17 protein-coding genes are annotated in these 14,557 nt (G+C 48.4%); 2 read left to right on the forward strand and 15 right to left on the reverse strand.

The window, feature by feature from the left end; all coding sequences use genetic code 11:
• Window positions 1-127: 127 nt before the first annotated feature.
• From NG792_RS28195 to NG792_RS28240, 10 genes are all read right to left on the reverse strand, one after another.
• Complete coding sequence (locus NG792_RS28195) at window positions 128-280, reverse strand: hypothetical protein (RefSeq protein ID WP_261237711.1); 153 nt, start codon at window positions 278-280, stop codon at window positions 128-130.
• A 27-nt stretch (window positions 281-307) separates the two neighbouring features.
• Complete coding sequence (locus tag NG792_RS28200; protein ID WP_261237712.1) at window positions 308-1,165, reverse strand: DNA-formamidopyrimidine glycosylase; 858 nt, start codon at window positions 1,163-1,165, stop codon at window positions 308-310.
• A gap of 3 nt (window positions 1,166-1,168) precedes the next feature.
• On the reverse strand, window positions 1,169-1,528 hold the full coding sequence (locus tag NG792_RS28205) for a photosystem I reaction center subunit IV (protein ID WP_261201847.1): 360 nt from the start codon (window positions 1,526-1,528) through the stop codon (window positions 1,169-1,171).
• Between the two features lie 111 nt (window positions 1,529-1,639).
• Window positions 1,640-2,272, reverse strand: a complete 633-nt coding sequence (locus NG792_RS28210) for a DUF6391 domain-containing protein (protein WP_261237713.1) — start codon at window positions 2,270-2,272, stop codon at window positions 1,640-1,642.
• 365 nt (window positions 2,273-2,637) lie between these two features.
• Window positions 2,638-3,699, reverse strand: a complete 1,062-nt coding sequence (locus NG792_RS28215) for an L-lactate dehydrogenase (protein WP_317619532.1) — start codon at window positions 3,697-3,699, stop codon at window positions 2,638-2,640.
• Between the two features lie 50 nt (window positions 3,700-3,749).
• Window positions 3,750-4,328, reverse strand: a complete 579-nt coding sequence (locus tag NG792_RS28220) for a Uma2 family endonuclease (RefSeq protein WP_261237714.1) — start codon at window positions 4,326-4,328, stop codon at window positions 3,750-3,752.
• 55 nt (window positions 4,329-4,383) lie between these two features.
• Window positions 4,384-4,548 carry a hypothetical protein gene (locus NG792_RS28225; RefSeq protein ID WP_317618911.1) on the reverse strand — a complete coding sequence of 55 codons (165 nt, stop codon included), beginning with the start codon at window positions 4,546-4,548 and terminating at the stop codon, window positions 4,384-4,386.
• Between the two features lies 1 nt (window position 4,549).
• Window positions 4,550-4,825 carry a ribbon-helix-helix domain-containing protein gene (locus NG792_RS28230; RefSeq protein ID WP_261237715.1) on the reverse strand — a complete coding sequence of 92 codons (276 nt, stop codon included), beginning with the start codon at window positions 4,823-4,825 and terminating at the stop codon, window positions 4,550-4,552.
• Window positions 4,826-5,026: 201 nt separating this feature from the next.
• A complete protein-coding gene (hypD, locus tag NG792_RS28235; protein ID WP_261237716.1) occupies window positions 5,027-6,136 on the reverse strand; it encodes a hydrogenase formation protein HypD in 1,110 nt (369 codons plus the stop codon).
• A gap of 132 nt (window positions 6,137-6,268) precedes the next feature.
• Window positions 6,269-7,486: an ATP-dependent 6-phosphofructokinase gene (locus NG792_RS28240; protein ID WP_261201843.1), complete on the reverse strand. Its 1,218-nt coding sequence runs from the start codon at window positions 7,484-7,486 to the stop codon at window positions 6,269-6,271.
• A gap of 838 nt (window positions 7,487-8,324) precedes the next feature.
• Between NG792_RS28240 and NG792_RS28245 the strand changes: the two genes are divergently transcribed.
• On the forward strand, window positions 8,325-8,759 hold the full coding sequence (locus tag NG792_RS28245) for a nuclease A inhibitor family protein (protein ID WP_261201842.1): 435 nt from the start codon (window positions 8,325-8,327) through the stop codon (window positions 8,757-8,759).
• A 303-nt stretch (window positions 8,760-9,062) separates the two neighbouring features.
• On the opposite strand, the gene NG792_RS28250 is transcribed toward NG792_RS28245, so the two are convergent.
• Window positions 9,063-9,311, reverse strand: a complete 249-nt coding sequence (locus tag NG792_RS28250) for a hypothetical protein (RefSeq protein ID WP_261201841.1) — start codon at window positions 9,309-9,311, stop codon at window positions 9,063-9,065.
• A gap of 137 nt (window positions 9,312-9,448) precedes the next feature.
• Entirely contained in the window at window positions 9,449-10,360 is a 912-nt protein-coding gene (locus NG792_RS28255; RefSeq protein ID WP_317619533.1) for a PhzF family phenazine biosynthesis protein, read from the reverse strand.
• A 155-nt stretch (window positions 10,361-10,515) separates the two neighbouring features.
• Between NG792_RS28255 and NG792_RS29055 the strand changes: the two genes are divergently transcribed.
• On the forward strand, window positions 10,516-11,883 hold the full coding sequence (locus NG792_RS29055; protein ID WP_317619237.1) for a septal ring lytic transglycosylase RlpA family protein: 1,368 nt from the start codon (window positions 10,516-10,518) through the stop codon (window positions 11,881-11,883).
• A gap of 164 nt (window positions 11,884-12,047) precedes the next feature.
• Here NG792_RS29055 and trpE read toward each other — a convergent pair whose 3' ends face one another.
• The 3 genes from trpE to NG792_RS28275 all read right to left on the reverse strand — a co-directional run.
• Entirely contained in the window at window positions 12,048-13,595 is a 1,548-nt protein-coding gene (gene trpE / locus NG792_RS28265) for an anthranilate synthase component I (RefSeq protein WP_261201840.1), read from the reverse strand.
• A gap of 316 nt (window positions 13,596-13,911) precedes the next feature.
• Window positions 13,912-14,340: a photosystem I reaction center subunit II PsaD gene (locus tag NG792_RS28270; protein ID WP_261201839.1), complete on the reverse strand. Its 429-nt coding sequence runs from the start codon at window positions 14,338-14,340 to the stop codon at window positions 13,912-13,914.
• Window positions 14,341-14,369: 29 nt separating this feature from the next.
• Window positions 14,370-14,557 (reverse strand): hypothetical protein (locus tag NG792_RS28275; RefSeq protein WP_261201838.1); only part of this gene is annotated, 188 nt, incomplete at its 5' end.

Consider the following 14,557-nt stretch of genomic DNA (forward strand, 5'->3'; position numbering starts at 1 on the left):
GAGGATGGGGAGGATGGGGAGGATGGGGAGGATGGGGAGGATGGGGAGGATGGGGAGGATGGGGGAGATGGGGAGGATGGGGAGAGTAAACGACTAAAGTCGTGACGTTGAACGGCGGATGATGACTTCAATCTATCTCCCCTATCTCCCCAATCTCCCCCATCTCCCCAATCTCCCCCATCTCCCCAATCTCCCCCATCTCCCCCATCTCCCCCATCTCCCCTATCTCCCCCATCTCCCCTATCTCCCCCATCCCCCCCATCTCCCCCATCTCCCCCATCCCCCCATCTCCCCATCCCCCCAATCCCTAACTCTGACAATTAGGGCAGAAATGGCTAGAACGTCCGGTCAATTTAATGCGATGGAGGGCCGTACCACAGATGCGGCAAGGTTGCCCTGCGCGATTGTAAACCCAAGCGACTCCCCCATAGTTACCATTGACACCGCTGACGTTGAGAAAATTGCTGAAGGTGGTTCCCCCGGCAGCGATCGCCCTTTGCAAGACTTGAATAATCTGGCTATGCAGTCGCTCAATTTCTGCCCGACTCAAGTCAGCACAAAGCTTGGTCGGCAAAATCCCACTCAAAAATAGACTTTCATCAGCATAAATATTCCCCACCCCGGCGACAAGGGTTTGGTCCAGGAGGGCGGTTTTAATCGCTTTTTGACGCTTGTGGAGTTGGCGCGTCAGGTATTCAACCGAAAAGTCAGGGGAAAAGGGTTCCGGTCCTAATTTGGCTAATCCGGTGATGATGGAGGGAATGGGGACATTTGGGGGGACCCACCACATTTGACCGAAAGTGCGTTGATCCACAAACCGCAATTCCCGATCGCCCTCGAAGAAGAGGCGCACTCGGGTATGTTTCTGCAAGGGTTCCTCTCGCTGGACCCATAACAGTTGCCCGGTCATCCGCAGATGGACTCCTAAACTGCCTCGGGGAACCCCATCGGAATCCTTTGGGTGGGAGAGTTGCGCCAAGAGATATTTGCCTCTGCGCTGCCACGAGGCGATCGCGCATCCCTGGACTCCCGCCAAAAAATCTTGAGGCGAAACTGGGTGGCCGATGGTTCGCGCCAGCAAAACATCGCCACCCAGAATACTCGTACCGAGGGTTAATTGATTTAACCCTCGACACACTGTTTCAACTTCAGGGAGTTCCGGCACCGCTTAGCGGGTTTCAGTTCCCTGGTTGGGATCGCCTTCTACGGTACCGCTGCTACCGGCTTCAGGTTTGGCAGTCGTTTTGCCTCCTTTGGGACGGGCGTCGGTCCCGGTTGTGCGAGCAGCAGCCTTGGTTGTGGTGCCACCTTTGTCAAGGGGAGATTTTCCAGGTTTGGGACCTGAAACTTCTTGGACTTCGTTCATCGCGAAGTTGTTGGTATTGACTCCGGCATAGTTCACTTTGTCAAAGCGAACAATCACGGGATAGGTGATGCCGCTTTGGTCTACAGTGGCAACGGTGCCAACTTCTTGAAACCAGTACGACTCTTTCCGCAGAATGCGAACTTGAGAACCACGTTGAACCATGTGTTTTTTTTTCCTTCTGATGAATTGAACGAAAAGTTTAAGTGGAATTGCTTCTCAGCGTACTACTCTAACGGGATACTCTGGAATGGTCCAATCTTTAAGTTTTATTAACTACTCGATCCAACGGACCCCGATAAAGTGGGCGGAACGTCCCCACATATCTTGGGTGGGGGTAACTTCTTCGATCGCCAGATTATAGGGAATGGCCGTGGTGAGGTAGCGTTGAGCCAGGATGCCGAGGTCTGGGGTCACCTGAGAGGCAGCGGTTGCTGCTACCCCTAAACCCAACAGTTGGGAGATGGGGTCTCGGGGAAGGACCATCGTGATTCCGAAGGCGAGTCCTGCGGTGATCAGCATCCCTACGGACAAATTTGTGCCACAACGGGGATGAAGGGCCAGGTCCCATTCCCCCCGAGTCAGGCGATCGTGGGCGACATGAACGGCACGACGCAGGTCAAGGAGGTTAACCTGTCCATAGAGATAAAATCCGCGATCGGTGGACATTCCGCCCAATCCATCATTATCCAGCGATCGCCCTGGTTGGCTGTTTTGGGGGGCCCTCTCACCGGAAGTTTCGCTCAATACCCAGACTGTCGCGTGTTCCAACGCATGAACCTGACGCACTGCCAGAGTTTCTTTCAATCCTGGGATAAAGGCGAGTTGTTGCAGGAGTTCGGCATCTCCTGTCGGATGGGGAGCAAAATCAAAGGGAAAGGGATTTGCCTGGGAAGAAGTAGCAGTCATGAGGTTAAGTCTCCAAGGGGTTAGGGTGGGTTCGGGCTGAGAAATATTTGGGTTGATTGGTCTTAATTTAACGAATTTGCCTACCCATTGCCCATCTTGAGGGCGATCGGCTATCCTCCCAAAAGGCCAGTCCCCGATTCCATCTCAGGGACCAGAAACCGGGTTTCTGTACAAAATCTGTAGTCATTAACAACAATTTGGGCCAGGAACCCGGTTTCTCACTCATGCGGTCCCGATGTCTTAGCGGCGATCGGTCTTTACTTTTTAACACCTATGTATAAAATACTCCCATCAACCGGAGACAAATATATACGAATCCGGCTATCTTTAAATGTGAGGATAATACGGCGGTGTTTTTATCTCAGCTATATTTCCAAATTGGCGATCGCCTCTTTCAACACGGTAGCTGAATGTTGCAGCAGCTTTTGTTCCTTCGGCGTCAAAGCTAAATCCAACACCCGAGTTACACCCTGACGATTCACCACCGCAGGCAAACTCAAACAGACATCATTGACACCATTAATCCCCTGAATCAAACTACTCACCGTCAACACTCGGTTTTGATTTCTCAACACCGCTTTGACAATATCCGTCACCCCCAACCCAATCGCATAAGAGGTCGCCCCTTTGCGCTTAATCACCTCATAAGCTGCATTTTTTACCTGGTCAAAAATTCCTTGCAATCGTTCTGCATCCGCTTCGGAACAGTCCTCAATTCCGCCACTGCACAGATTCATCCCGGCAATATTCACCTTACTCCAAACCGGAACCTCACTATCTCCATGTTCCCCAATAATATAGGCATGAAAACTGCGCGGATCAATCTTTAATTGATTGGCCAACAAATATCGAAACCGCGCCGTATCCAAAACCGTCCCCGAACCCAGGACTCGGTTACAGGGAAATCCTGATAATTTCAGGGTGACATAAGTCATAATATCCACCGGATTTGTCACCAAAAGCAGAATCGCATTAGGACAATATTGGACAATTTGCGGAATCAATTGTTTAAAAATATGCACATTGCGATTGAGCAAATCTAAGCGAGTTTCCCCGGGTTGTTGTTTTGCCCCAGCGGTAATAATCACGATATCCGGGTCATCACTATCGGCTAAAGTCCCGGATCGGATTCCTGTGGGGTCAATGAAGGGGACACCGTGGAGTAAATCCATGACTTCCCCTTGGAGTTTTTCTTGGTTGACATCCACCAAGAGCATCTCATCGAGGGTATTTTGGATTAACATGGAATAAGCACAAGCCATCCCCACCTGACCGGCACCAATAATCACGCCTTTGAGGGGACGACGGTTGCTTTGGATAGTGCGATCGCGATCGGTCAATTCCGTAAATAACTGTTCAAACATCGAACGATTTCCTAAACTTACCTTCACCTGTCCTAGGATAAAGGGTAATTCGATATTCTGCAAAATTTTTAGAACGGGGGTTAAAAATTAAGTTAAATTCATCAGATTGTTAATCATCCCTTAAACTCAACCCCTTCATAAAGCTCTCCCAAAGACATCTCAAAATCAACGGACTTCAACCGTAAACCCGCTGCCTCCCCTTCCCATTCTGTTAACATCCAATTATGCTCTTCAATTTTATAATATTGCATCACATAACACCGAGTTTGGTCAATTAAAAGATATTCCCGCATTTCCGGTATCGAGCGATAATACATAAATTTATCGCCTTGGTCATAATTTTGCGTAGACTTCGATAAAACCTCCGCAATCAGCAAGGGATTCGTGACCGTCGTCGTTCCCATATCCGTATAAATCGGGTCGCCGCCAATCACCATAACATCAGGATAAGTGTATTGACGATAGCGAGGAATCCACAAACGAACGTCACCCATATAAACCCGATAGTTTTGTTTTCTGAGTTTCAGTTTGAGTAAAGCGGCTAAAGTTAATGCTAATTCATTATGATTAGTAGTTCCCCCGGTCATCGGTACGATTTCTCCATCTCGATACTCGCTTTTATAATCCGCCTGTTCTTCCAATGCCAGATATTCTTCGGGAGTATAATATTTTTTATCCGTTTCAGTGAACATTGTTGATAATTTCTCTGATAATTCATGTAGACTCTAAACAAATAAAGCCTTACGGTTATTGTAACCACCAAATCTTGATGCTGTTTTCACCGTTCGCAGCCCAAACCCCTCCACTGCCACTGACCAGGGTTCGCCCATCGGGACTGATAGCAAGAGATTCCACCGAGTCAGTATGTCCAGTGAGTGTATCCAGCAGTTCCCCAGTTGTCAGATTCCCAATTTCATGCTTCCGACTCCGCTAATTGCAACGCCTCCCAAGACGCTGTAGCAAATTCAGCCTCCATTTGTAAGACTTCCGCTTGATATTCAGGATCCTGTGCCATCTCTGCAAGTTCTGCATCAATTTCTGCTCGTTTCAGCGCCGCTAATTCCCGACGAATCGCCTGCATAATAAATTCATCGCGGCTTTTGGCTTTTCCTTGTTGCACTGCTTTATCCGTTGCTTCTAGCAAATGTGCAGGAAGACAAATTTGTGTTTGAATTGTAGGACTAGACATGGACCTTCCTCCTAAGCTATCTATATTAGTTTAAATCATTGAGCCGAGCAGTGCCAAGGAGAGGGATTAGTAGCGGGCAGAATCCTGAAACAAGCGACCGTTTTTCGACTTTCCTAGCGAGCAAGATGCTCGCACTCCGAATCTGTACCCCCTGAATGCGGGAACCGATATTTTCAGAATTATCTCTTCTCAATCTCTATCCTAAACCCTCGATACAACCGCAGTTTGTTGTCGATATCGATAATAAGCGGCACAAGCTCCTTCTGATGAAACCATTGGTGCACCGAGGGGATGTTCTGGGGTGCAGCGTTTGCCAAAGGCTTCACAGTCATGGGGTTTCTTAACCCCTTGCAGGATTAGTCCACTCATACAGTCGGGAGATTCTTCGCTCTGAATTCCGGTTAAATCAAAGCGATTCTCTGCATTAAATTGAGCATAATATTTTTGTCTCAAGTTTAATCCGCTTTGGGCAATTTCTCCAATGCCTCGCCATTGTCGTGGGACGATTTCAAAGACTTCTTTGAGGATGTTTTGGGCGGGTTGGTTGCCGTCTTTTCTCACGGAACGACTGTATTGATTTTCGACTTGTGCTTGTCCGGATTCGAGTTGTTTGATGCACAGATAAATCCCCTGTAAAATATCAACGGGTTCAAATCCGGTGACGATGATGGGGACTTGATATTTGGGGGCGATCGCCTCGTATTCGGTGTATCCCATAATGGTGCAAACATGACCCGCCGCTAAAAATCCTTGCACTTTACGGTGGGGGGCCGATAAAATCGCTTCCATTGCTGGAGGCACTAAAACATGGGAGACTAACATAGAAAAATTCGAGATGTTTTGTTGTGCTGCCTGATAGACAGCCATCGCCGTTGCTGGTGCAGTGGTTTCAAATCCCACGCCGAAAAATACCACTTGTTTGTTGGGATTTTCTTGGGCAATTTTTAAGCAATCTACGGGGGAATAAACGATGCGAATATCGCCGCCAGTTGCTTTAATACTGAGCAAGTCTTGAGCAGTGCCAGGAACACGCAACATATCCCCAAAAGAACAGAAAATCACCTCGGGATGGGAGGCAATGGCGATCGCCTGATCAATCAGTGCGATCGGTGTAACACAGACGGGACAACCAGGACCGTGAATTAAAGTAATGTTATCTGGTAACAGTTCATCAATGCCAAATTTAACGATCGCATGGGTTTGACCCCCGCAAATTTCCATAATCGTCCAGGGACGAGTCGTAATACGGGCGATCGCCTTGGCGCAATCTTGAGCAGTCGTAGCATTGCGATATTCATCTACAAATTTCATAATTTGTCATTTTTCGGTTGTCATTTGTCATTTGTGCTTTGTCCTGGGTTCATGGGGGAGATAGGGGAGATAAAAACGACTGAAGTCGTTACTAAGAATATCCTCCCCATCCTCCCCATCTCCCCCACCTGCCTAACTCACCGCAGTTGGAGTCGCAGGGATGTTGCTACTGTTGTATTCTACGGAATGTGAGGCATCTCCCACATAAATCCCGAGTGCGCGTGCAGTTTGTACCATGAATCCGTTGGGATCAACGGGAGAGGCACAGCGTTTTTCTTGGTGGCACTGTCGGACGAGTTGAATCACTAAGTCTAAGGGTTTGCTTTCGACTTTGCCGCCTTCCCAGACCACTAAGCGGTTATAATGCCCTTGTTCGATTAACTCAACCGCTTTGATACCAAAGGCGGTGGCTAAGATGCGATCGAAAGAGGATGGGGTACCGCTGCGCTGTAAGTGACCCAGAACCGTTACCCGGGTATCGATTTCGTCTAATCCGCAAAATTCCGGGCGATCGAGGGAACAAAGTTTCTGGCTGTAGAGTTTAATTTGTTGGGCTACATAGTCCCCAATATTGCGATGCTGTCGCCGATCTTGGTGTTTCACCCCTTCAGCAACGACGACTAGGGCAAATTTGCGCTTATCCTGACGCAGGGTGGCAATTTTATCGCAGATTTGAGCGATCGCCTTTTCGTCTAGTACAGGAGTCAGTTCCGGAATTAAAATCACATCCGCACCCCCAGCAATTCCCGCGTGTAGTGCCAAATGTCCCGCATCCCGTCCCATCACTTCTGCTACCATGACTCGTTCATGACTCGCCGCAGTAAAGGTGAGGTTGTACAGCGCTTCGGTAACCGTATCCACAGCAGTCTGGAATCCGACTGCACGTTCCGTAAAGGGGACGTCGTTATCGATGGTTTTGGGAACCCCGATCATATTCCAATTGCCTTTGACCGCCAAATCATAGATAATGTCCAAGCTACCATCGCCCCCGATCGCCACCAAGCCATCGAGTTCTAAGCGTTTATAACCTTCTAAAATCTGTTGTGCGACTTCCGGTTTTTCTGTATTCCCTTTACTCAGACTCCCTAAAACGCTACCACTGAGAAATTGCAGCACGTCAAGACCCTGTAACAATCCAGGGATATCATACCCATGCTCATTCAATTTCATGTCTTCCGGTTGGCGGGTTCCGTTAGCAACATCGATGAATCCATCCGTACCGTAGGGAATGCCATAGACTTCCCATCCCTTGCGGGAGGAACATTTAACCACAGCTCTAATTACAGCGTTCAGTCCGGGACAATCCCCGCCACTGGTGAGAATACCTATTCTTTTTTTTGGGTGTGTCATAGTGCGTTTACCTGTTCACTCTCCTAATTTATTCCGAACGCCCTGTACTGAAAAAGTAACCGCGATCGCTTTTTTATTTTTACTTTATGTTTCCCCTTCAATTTTAGCAAATCGCCCTCCTCTTTTTGAGTGTTCTCTCAGGGGGATTTGAGGCAAAACCTAGCGTGCGGTCCTGTAGTTTACAAGGGTCTCTCTTGAGCGAAAAAAGTTGGAGCATGGGGAAGACGCTTGCACTGTACAATCTTTGACCATTTGTTTTGATGAGTGCGCCATTGAGGTCTGATTCCTTGGCCAATCTAGTCCAGGCTGCTGTCCCCCAATATTCCCCTCTTCTAAGTAATTTTTTCGCTCTCTTGTAAATTCTATAACAGTTTCTCCGATGCCACCTTAAATACAGATTTTTTTTATAAATTTACGCCCAAGGAATTATATGCTATAATTAAAGGCTAGGTTTAAAAAAGTGTTTAGAATTCTTTACGATTGTCCAGGGGAAAATACCCCAGGGCCGCAACATCACGGCAATTTACCCCTTTTCTGGACTCTCCCTAACTGCCGATGATCCACTCCCCAAGGTAGGGAAAACTCCCACAGGCAGCATCAACCCCCTCTGATATACTATCCCTAGGTTATTGTCGGGGCAATTCCCTGTACCTCCGAGAGGATATTTGTTACTCATTCCTCACTTTGGACAGCGTTCTCTACCGAAAAAGGAGGCGATCGCATTTAGGACAATCCAGGACGATCCCAGGGGTTTACTTGCCAGGATACCTCCTTCCCCCCATTTTAAATCTTCTGGTACTATAATAAGTCGTTTTGCTCTATTTATTATCCCGGAGACATGAACCCTATCAATACTCCCCTTACTGAACAATTAGCGGAACTCACGAATCGATTATTTTGGCTGAGTGAGTCTGAGTTTCCCTTCCAGATTATTACTTGGGATACGGAGAGGGTAACCATTGAGCAACTGCTAAAACTCACGTATCACCCGCCAAATACCCCTGTTCAAACCCTCACGATTGATGAATTCTTCGCACCTGCACTAGCAGGAATCGGCAGCTTTAGTTTTCTTTTAGATCAAACCCTCATCGGAAGATATCGCACCCTCTACAATTACCTCACTTATTATTTGCAGAATATCAAAGTGTATCAAGTGGGCACGCATCCCCTCTATATTTATATCATGGGAGTCACTCGCGATGAAAATTTAGCGGGGATCGCCACCCAAGTCCTAGAAACTATCCCCCAATCCTCCAGAATTTACCCGAAATAAGGGGAGAAAAGGAGTTAAGCTGTTTGGCATTTAAACTGGTTAATTTTAGCGAGCAAGATGCTTGCAATCCTTTAAACCAGCAACAGCTTACACCTTGATAACTCCCCCATCCTCCCCATCCTCCCCATCCTCCCCATCTACCCCATCCCAATCTATTCCGATTTAGACCAGCAACAGCTTACACCTTGATAAATCCCCCATCTCCCCCATCCTCCCCATCCTCCCCATCCTCCCCATCCTCCCCATCCTCCCCATCCTCCCCATCTCCCCATCTCCCCATCTCCCCATCCTCCCCATCCCACTCTATTGCGATCGCTCTTGCTGCAACAACTCCTCTTTAGAGTCCCCCCAGTAAGCGCTATAAGTCCAAGTTTCCCGGTTGCCACTGGTTTCTAAAGACCAACGAAAGATAGCTGATTTCGGGTTAACTCCGACTTCAATCAGCTTGGCACCCATATAGTATTCCATTTGGCGTTTTTTCAAGTCTTTAAATGCAGTGGGTTTTCGACTATCCCAACTTTGAGACATTTGTGCTTTTGTCGGCCTTGCCATTTATTTTCCTTCTCCGGTTCTCTGGTTGTATGGGTATCCTAGACTTGATTTAGAATACCAATCTTTCTACTTTTAGCATGACAACGGGACTGTTTTAAAGCTGAGTCAGCTTGGAATCACCCGTTCACCCCCTAGTTTTATACAAATTCCCCCTTGGCAATAGCGATCGCCTTACCGCCAACAGATACAGAAATCTCGCCGTTCTCTTTATGCGCCTTCAATAATAATAGCGACGGTCTCCCCATTTCATATCCCTGTTCCACTCGCAAATCAATCCCACCCTCCCCAAAATATCCATACTCCACGAGATATCCCGCCAAACAACCATTAGCACTCCCAGTCGCCGGGTCCTCGGGTACCCCTAAATAATCACCAAACATTCTGGCACTGAGATCATTTTCAGGTTTGTTCGTCTCGGGACAAAACAGAAAAATACATTTAGCCTCAGTTCCCTCAATCAATTTAAAATACTTATCTCGATTGACTTTGGCCCTTTTTAATGCTGCATGAGTTCTCAACGGCACAATCATAAAAGGAATCCCTGTGGAAACCTCTCGAATCGGAAACCGCGAATCCAGATCCCCAACTTCTAAATTTAAAACCTCGGCCACCCGTTCCCCCTCAATTATCTGATGGAAAGTCGGCGGTTTTTGCTGCATCCACAAAATATCCACCCTCTCTTGTTGATAGTGCAAAGTCACTGGAATTTGCCCGATCGCCAGATTCAAATTAACCCGTTCTACAGGCTGTTGAATAATCTCTCGTTGAATAATAAAAGCCGTGCCTAAAGTCGGATGACCAGCAAAAGGGACTTCTTGCGCCGGAGTAAAAATCCGAACATCATATCCACCCGCTCGTTGCTCCGAGGACAGCACAAAAGTCGTCTCGGAATAATTCATTTCTTTAGCAATTTGTTGCATTTGCTCCCCAGTCAGGTCAGGGGTTGCAGTAAATACAGCAAGCTGATTCCCCTGGTATTTTTCTTCTGCGAAAACATCAACAATGTAAAAATTAAGCTTGTCCATTTTTGCCTTAGTTACCGATTTCATTACAGTTAGCTCTCACCGGGGATCGTAGTCCATTGGCGTCTCTATCTGAGAACCGAATCGATCCCCAGGTCCACTTGATCTCGGAGAGATTTCGAGATATGGTGTTAGGAATTCTCCCAAATGATAAATTTCTTGACCTCTTAATAAAAACGCTTATGCCATTGATGGGACTGGTCTGGATGACCTGCTGTTTGAGCGGTTTGCTTTCCTACAGCGCTGGATTAGGGAATGCCGCCATTGCCCTGAAAAATCCGCTGTCACTCCCAGCTTTATCCGGTTTGAGTCATCGCTGGGACCTTCCTCACCGCCTTGTGCGAGGCGGTAATGCGTTGGTGGAAAAGCACCGCCCTCCGTTGAAATTCAAAGGGGCTTCCAGTGAGCGTCGGCTTTTTGCTCACCTAGCTCAAATCAGCGATCGCCCGGGAAAACACCGCCTAGCTGACTCCAGAGGCAGCCAAATGTTCACAAAAGCGCTCCACTGGGACAAGCACCTTCAAAAGGGACAATGCACTGTTAATCCACCTGTAACGAATTCTAGTCCCCGTAACGCTTTGGGACAACAAAATTTTCTTTCAACCCCACAAGACTTGGAGGAAAAAGCCACCCTGATTAGCAGTGGCCCTTCCCAGAAGCCGAAAAAATCCACCCCGGGAATGGGACAACTTTTGTCTAATTTCTTCCAGGAAGACCCCTTAGATTTAGAATCCAAAACCAGTCTGGACTCATCAGTTCAGGTGAAAACTGTCTCCGTTGCCCCTGGTCCCTCTCGCCCCATGACCCGAGTCAATTGGTGGCACTCTTGGCATCTATTTGGATTCGGACAAACGGTTTCCTGGTTTTCGGAGAAAAACCCAAAGCAGATTGTTTTCACGAAACCCTCGGAATTTCAAGTTTTGGTTCAGGGATACGAGGTTGCTCAATTACCCGATCGCATCCAAGCGGACTTGTTCGCTCACCGGATCCAAGATTGGTTACAGCAGAGCGATCGCGATCCGGCACAACTGACCCCCACCACAGTCAACGGCGTTAGAGCCATCCAAGGGGGCGATCGCACCTTACTCCTGATGTCCGAGGATGTCGTCGAGTCTATCCCCCGTAACCAGGACCTGCTCACCGTGGAATGGACCAATAATCTCCGCAAAGCATTAGGCGCTCAACCCTTACCCATCGCCGAAGCACAAGCACAAATGTACGGCTTAGTCGAGACCCCTCAGAAACTTCAGGGAACCGCCTCTTGGTACGGCCCTTATTTTCACGGTCGCCTCACCGCTAACGGCGAAACATACAACCAAGAGGACATGACAGCCGCGCATCCCTCCTTACCCTTCGATACCTATCTGAAAGTTAAAAATCTTCAAAATGGCAAAATGGTCATCGTTCGGATTAACGATCGCGGACCTTATATTCCCCCCCGTAATTTAGACCTCTCCCTGGGTGCTGCTAGGGTTTTGGGCAGTGAAGAAACCGGCGTTATCTCTTATGAAGCCACATTTATGAAACCCACCGCTGCTAAGGGGAAGTGATGGGAGATGGGGAGGATGGGGAAGATGGGGAAGATGGGGGGATAGGGGAGATGGGGAAGATTTTCAACGTCACGACTTCAGTCGTTTCCTCGTGAGCGGGCACTATCAATCTCCCCAATCTCCCCAATCTCCCCAATCTCCCCATCCCCATCTACCCTCAAGCTTTACCCTGCCGAAGAGCGTCCCAAACAGCCGATCGCCTCTAGTAAACCTCGCGCTTTATTTAGGGTCTCTTGATATTCACTTTCAGGAACCGAATCCGCCACCAAACCCGCACCGGCTTGGACAGAAACCGTATGTTTGCCATTACCATTGCTGCGGACCACCATTGTTCGGATGGCGATCGCGCTATTCAACTGGCCCTCAAAATCGTAATACCCATACACCCCAGAATAAGGACCCCGGCGGCAACCTTCCAACTCATGAACAATCTGCATCGCCCGAATCTTCGGTGCACCACTAACAGTTCCTGCCGGGAAACAGGCTTTTAATAAATCCCAGGCTGTTTTTTCCGGGTCCAATTCCCCCCGCACATTGCTGACAATGTGCATCACATGGGAATAGCGCTCAATCACCATTAATTCATCAACCCTGACGCTTCCTTTCACACAGACACGCCCGAGGTCATTGCGACCCAAATCCACCAACATAACGTGTTCAGCCACTTCTTTCGGGTCGTTGAGTAAATCTTCGGCTAAGGCGGCATCTTCTTGATGGGTTTGTCCTCGCAGTCGGGTTCCGGCGATCGGGCGCACGGTGGCTAACCTAGACCCTTCTGGAGTCAGTTCCGCCTTGACCATCACTTCCGGACTGGACCCGATAATTTGCCAGTCATCGAAATTGAAATAAGCCATATAAGGCGAGGGATTGATTAACCGCAGGGACCGATAGAGGGAAAACGGATCTCCCTCATATTCCGCTGAGAGGCGCTGAGAAATGACGACTTGAAAGATATCCCCCGCTTTGATGTAGTCCTTTGCCTTTAAAACGTTTTGGCAGTATTTTTCTGGGGAAGTATTGCTGGTATAGTGCAACTCTTTCCGGGGGGTGGAATCGGAGGGTCTGGAGGGTGGGGTCCATTCCAATAGGGTGTCTTTTTTTAACAGGGGTTCTTGGAGTTGCTTGACTAAACCCCGCACGCGATCGCAGGCTTGGTTGTATGCTGATTTCGGATCCAAAGTTCGCAAATCTGCGTAGGCGATCGCCCAAATCTTCCGCTTCACTTGGTCAAACACCAGCAAACTATCCACCTGCATCCACAATCCATCGGGCACATCGGTTTCTGCCGCAGGATGGATAGGCACCCGGGGTTCCATCCACTGAATCAATTCATATCCCCAAAATCCAAATAAACCTCCCACTCCCGGCGGCAATTCAGGTAATTTCACAGGTTGAATCAACTTCAGGCAGTTTTCTAATGCCTCAAACGGATCTCCCTCAAACACATCCACCACTCCCGTGCGATGTTTCTGAATGGTTTGGTTATCTCGTGCTTCCAAAACCCACAGGGGGTCACAACCGAGAAAACTATACCGGGCTAGATTTTCGCCCCCTTCGACCGATTCCAACAAAAAGCTATAGGGTTGTCCTGCACAGACTTTGTACCACGCTGAGACAGGGGTATCCAGATCCGCAACCCATTCTTGGTAGACGGGGACAAAATTACCTTGTTTGGCGAGTTCAGTAAATTGAGAAAAATCTGGAAAAATCATAGGGTCTTGATGTTGCCGGAGGGTTGGGGAGGATGGGGGAGATAGAGGGGATGGGGGAGATGGGGGAGATGGGGGAGATGGGGGAGATAGGGTAGATGGGGGATGGGTCCTCTTTCCCAAAACAATGGCTAACTACTCATTGCCAAAAAACTTTGAGCAATTAGCAATTAGCCATTGAGATTTCAGATTAAAGAACGTTACACAAAGATTGCGGGCGATCGCAAGTCTGGTTACCACAAATGTTAGGGGACCCTGACTCGGAACTCACGGCACAAGGCTCGTTTTTCCTGGGCGATCGCCCCGAAGTGCCTGGGGTTTACGGATCGTAAGGCTTCTTACCGCTGAACTTGATTTTCGCAGGTTGGGGGTTGTCGCCAATCTTGCGATCGTTCTTGCCGTAGTAAGCACGACCTGCATTCACCTTTTCAGGGAACACACCATCTTTGGGATGGAGATACTCGGTTTCACCGTTAGCATAAACCCGGTAAATCTTATAGTCTTCGATTTTGGGCTTGAACTTGGTCCGGAACTGGGTCGCCAATGCGAGGCAGTGCTCTTTGCGAGGCAGGTAGAGGAGGTTTTCCCCTGCGTTCATTACCGCTGCGCCACCGCTGGGCATTTCAAACACTTGCTCTTTGGAAGAGGTCCAGGTGATTGCGTATTTTTCTTCCACAAGCGCTTTGCTGAGCAAACCGCCAGTGCTGCCCCCAAATTTTGGAGCTTGTCCTTTCAAGGTTTCTGCCATATCTTACTCCGGATATTTTGAAACAATTTTTAGGGCATCGTACCACTGACATCGCCTGCTGCTACAGATTTCGTAAGGATCTGTAACAGTTCTTTAAATTTGGGGGGTTGTGTGTTGGTTATTGGTAATCTGTAGAGGCAGGAGATGGGGAGGATGGGGAGGATGGGGAGGATGGGGAGGATGGGGAGGATGGGGAGGATGGGGAGGATGGGGAGGA

This window comes from Laspinema olomoucense D3b, from assembly GCF_025370785.1.
Classification (GTDB): Bacteria; Cyanobacteriota; Cyanobacteriia; order Cyanobacteriales; family Laspinemataceae; genus Laspinema; species Laspinema olomoucense.

Excerpts from the sequence above, each read along its gene's own strand:
- NG792_RS28195 (WP_261237711.1), bottom strand. The coding sequence starts at position 280 with ATGGGGGAGATGGGGGAGATGGGGGGGATGGGGGAGATAGGGGAGATG.
- NG792_RS28205 (WP_261201847.1), bottom strand. The coding sequence starts at position 1,528 with ATGGTTCAACGTGGTTCTCAAGTTCGCATTCTGCGGAAAGAGTCGTAC.
- NG792_RS28210 (WP_261237713.1), bottom strand. The coding sequence starts at position 2,272 with ATGACTGCTACTTCTTCCCAGGCAAATCCCTTTCCCTTTGATTTTGCT.
- NG792_RS28220 (WP_261237714.1), bottom strand. The coding sequence starts at position 4,328 with ATGTTCACTGAAACGGATAAAAAATATTATACTCCCGAAGAATATCTG.
- NG792_RS28230 (WP_261237715.1), bottom strand. The coding sequence starts at position 4,825 with ATGTCTAGTCCTACAATTCAAACACAAATTTGTCTTCCTGCACATTTG.
- hypD (WP_261237716.1), bottom strand. The coding sequence starts at position 6,136 with ATGAAATTTGTAGATGAATATCGCAATGCTACGACTGCTCAAGATTGC.
- NG792_RS28240 (WP_261201843.1), bottom strand. The coding sequence starts at position 7,486 with ATGACACACCCAAAAAAAAGAATAGGTATTCTCACCAGTGGCGGGGAT.
- NG792_RS28245 (WP_261201842.1), top strand. The coding sequence starts at position 8,325 with ATGAACCCTATCAATACTCCCCTTACTGAACAATTAGCGGAACTCACG.
- NG792_RS28250 (WP_261201841.1), bottom strand. The coding sequence starts at position 9,311 with ATGGCAAGGCCGACAAAAGCACAAATGTCTCAAAGTTGGGATAGTCGA.
- NG792_RS28255 (WP_317619533.1), bottom strand. The coding sequence starts at position 10,360 with ATGAAATCGGTAACTAAGGCAAAAATGGACAAGCTTAATTTTTACATT.
- NG792_RS29055 (WP_317619237.1), top strand. The coding sequence starts at position 10,516 with ATGCCATTGATGGGACTGGTCTGGATGACCTGCTGTTTGAGCGGTTTG.
- trpE (WP_261201840.1), bottom strand. The coding sequence starts at position 13,595 with ATGATTTTTCCAGATTTTTCTCAATTTACTGAACTCGCCAAACAAGGT.
- NG792_RS28270 (WP_261201839.1), bottom strand. The coding sequence starts at position 14,340 with ATGGCAGAAACCTTGAAAGGACAAGCTCCAAAATTTGGGGGCAGCACT.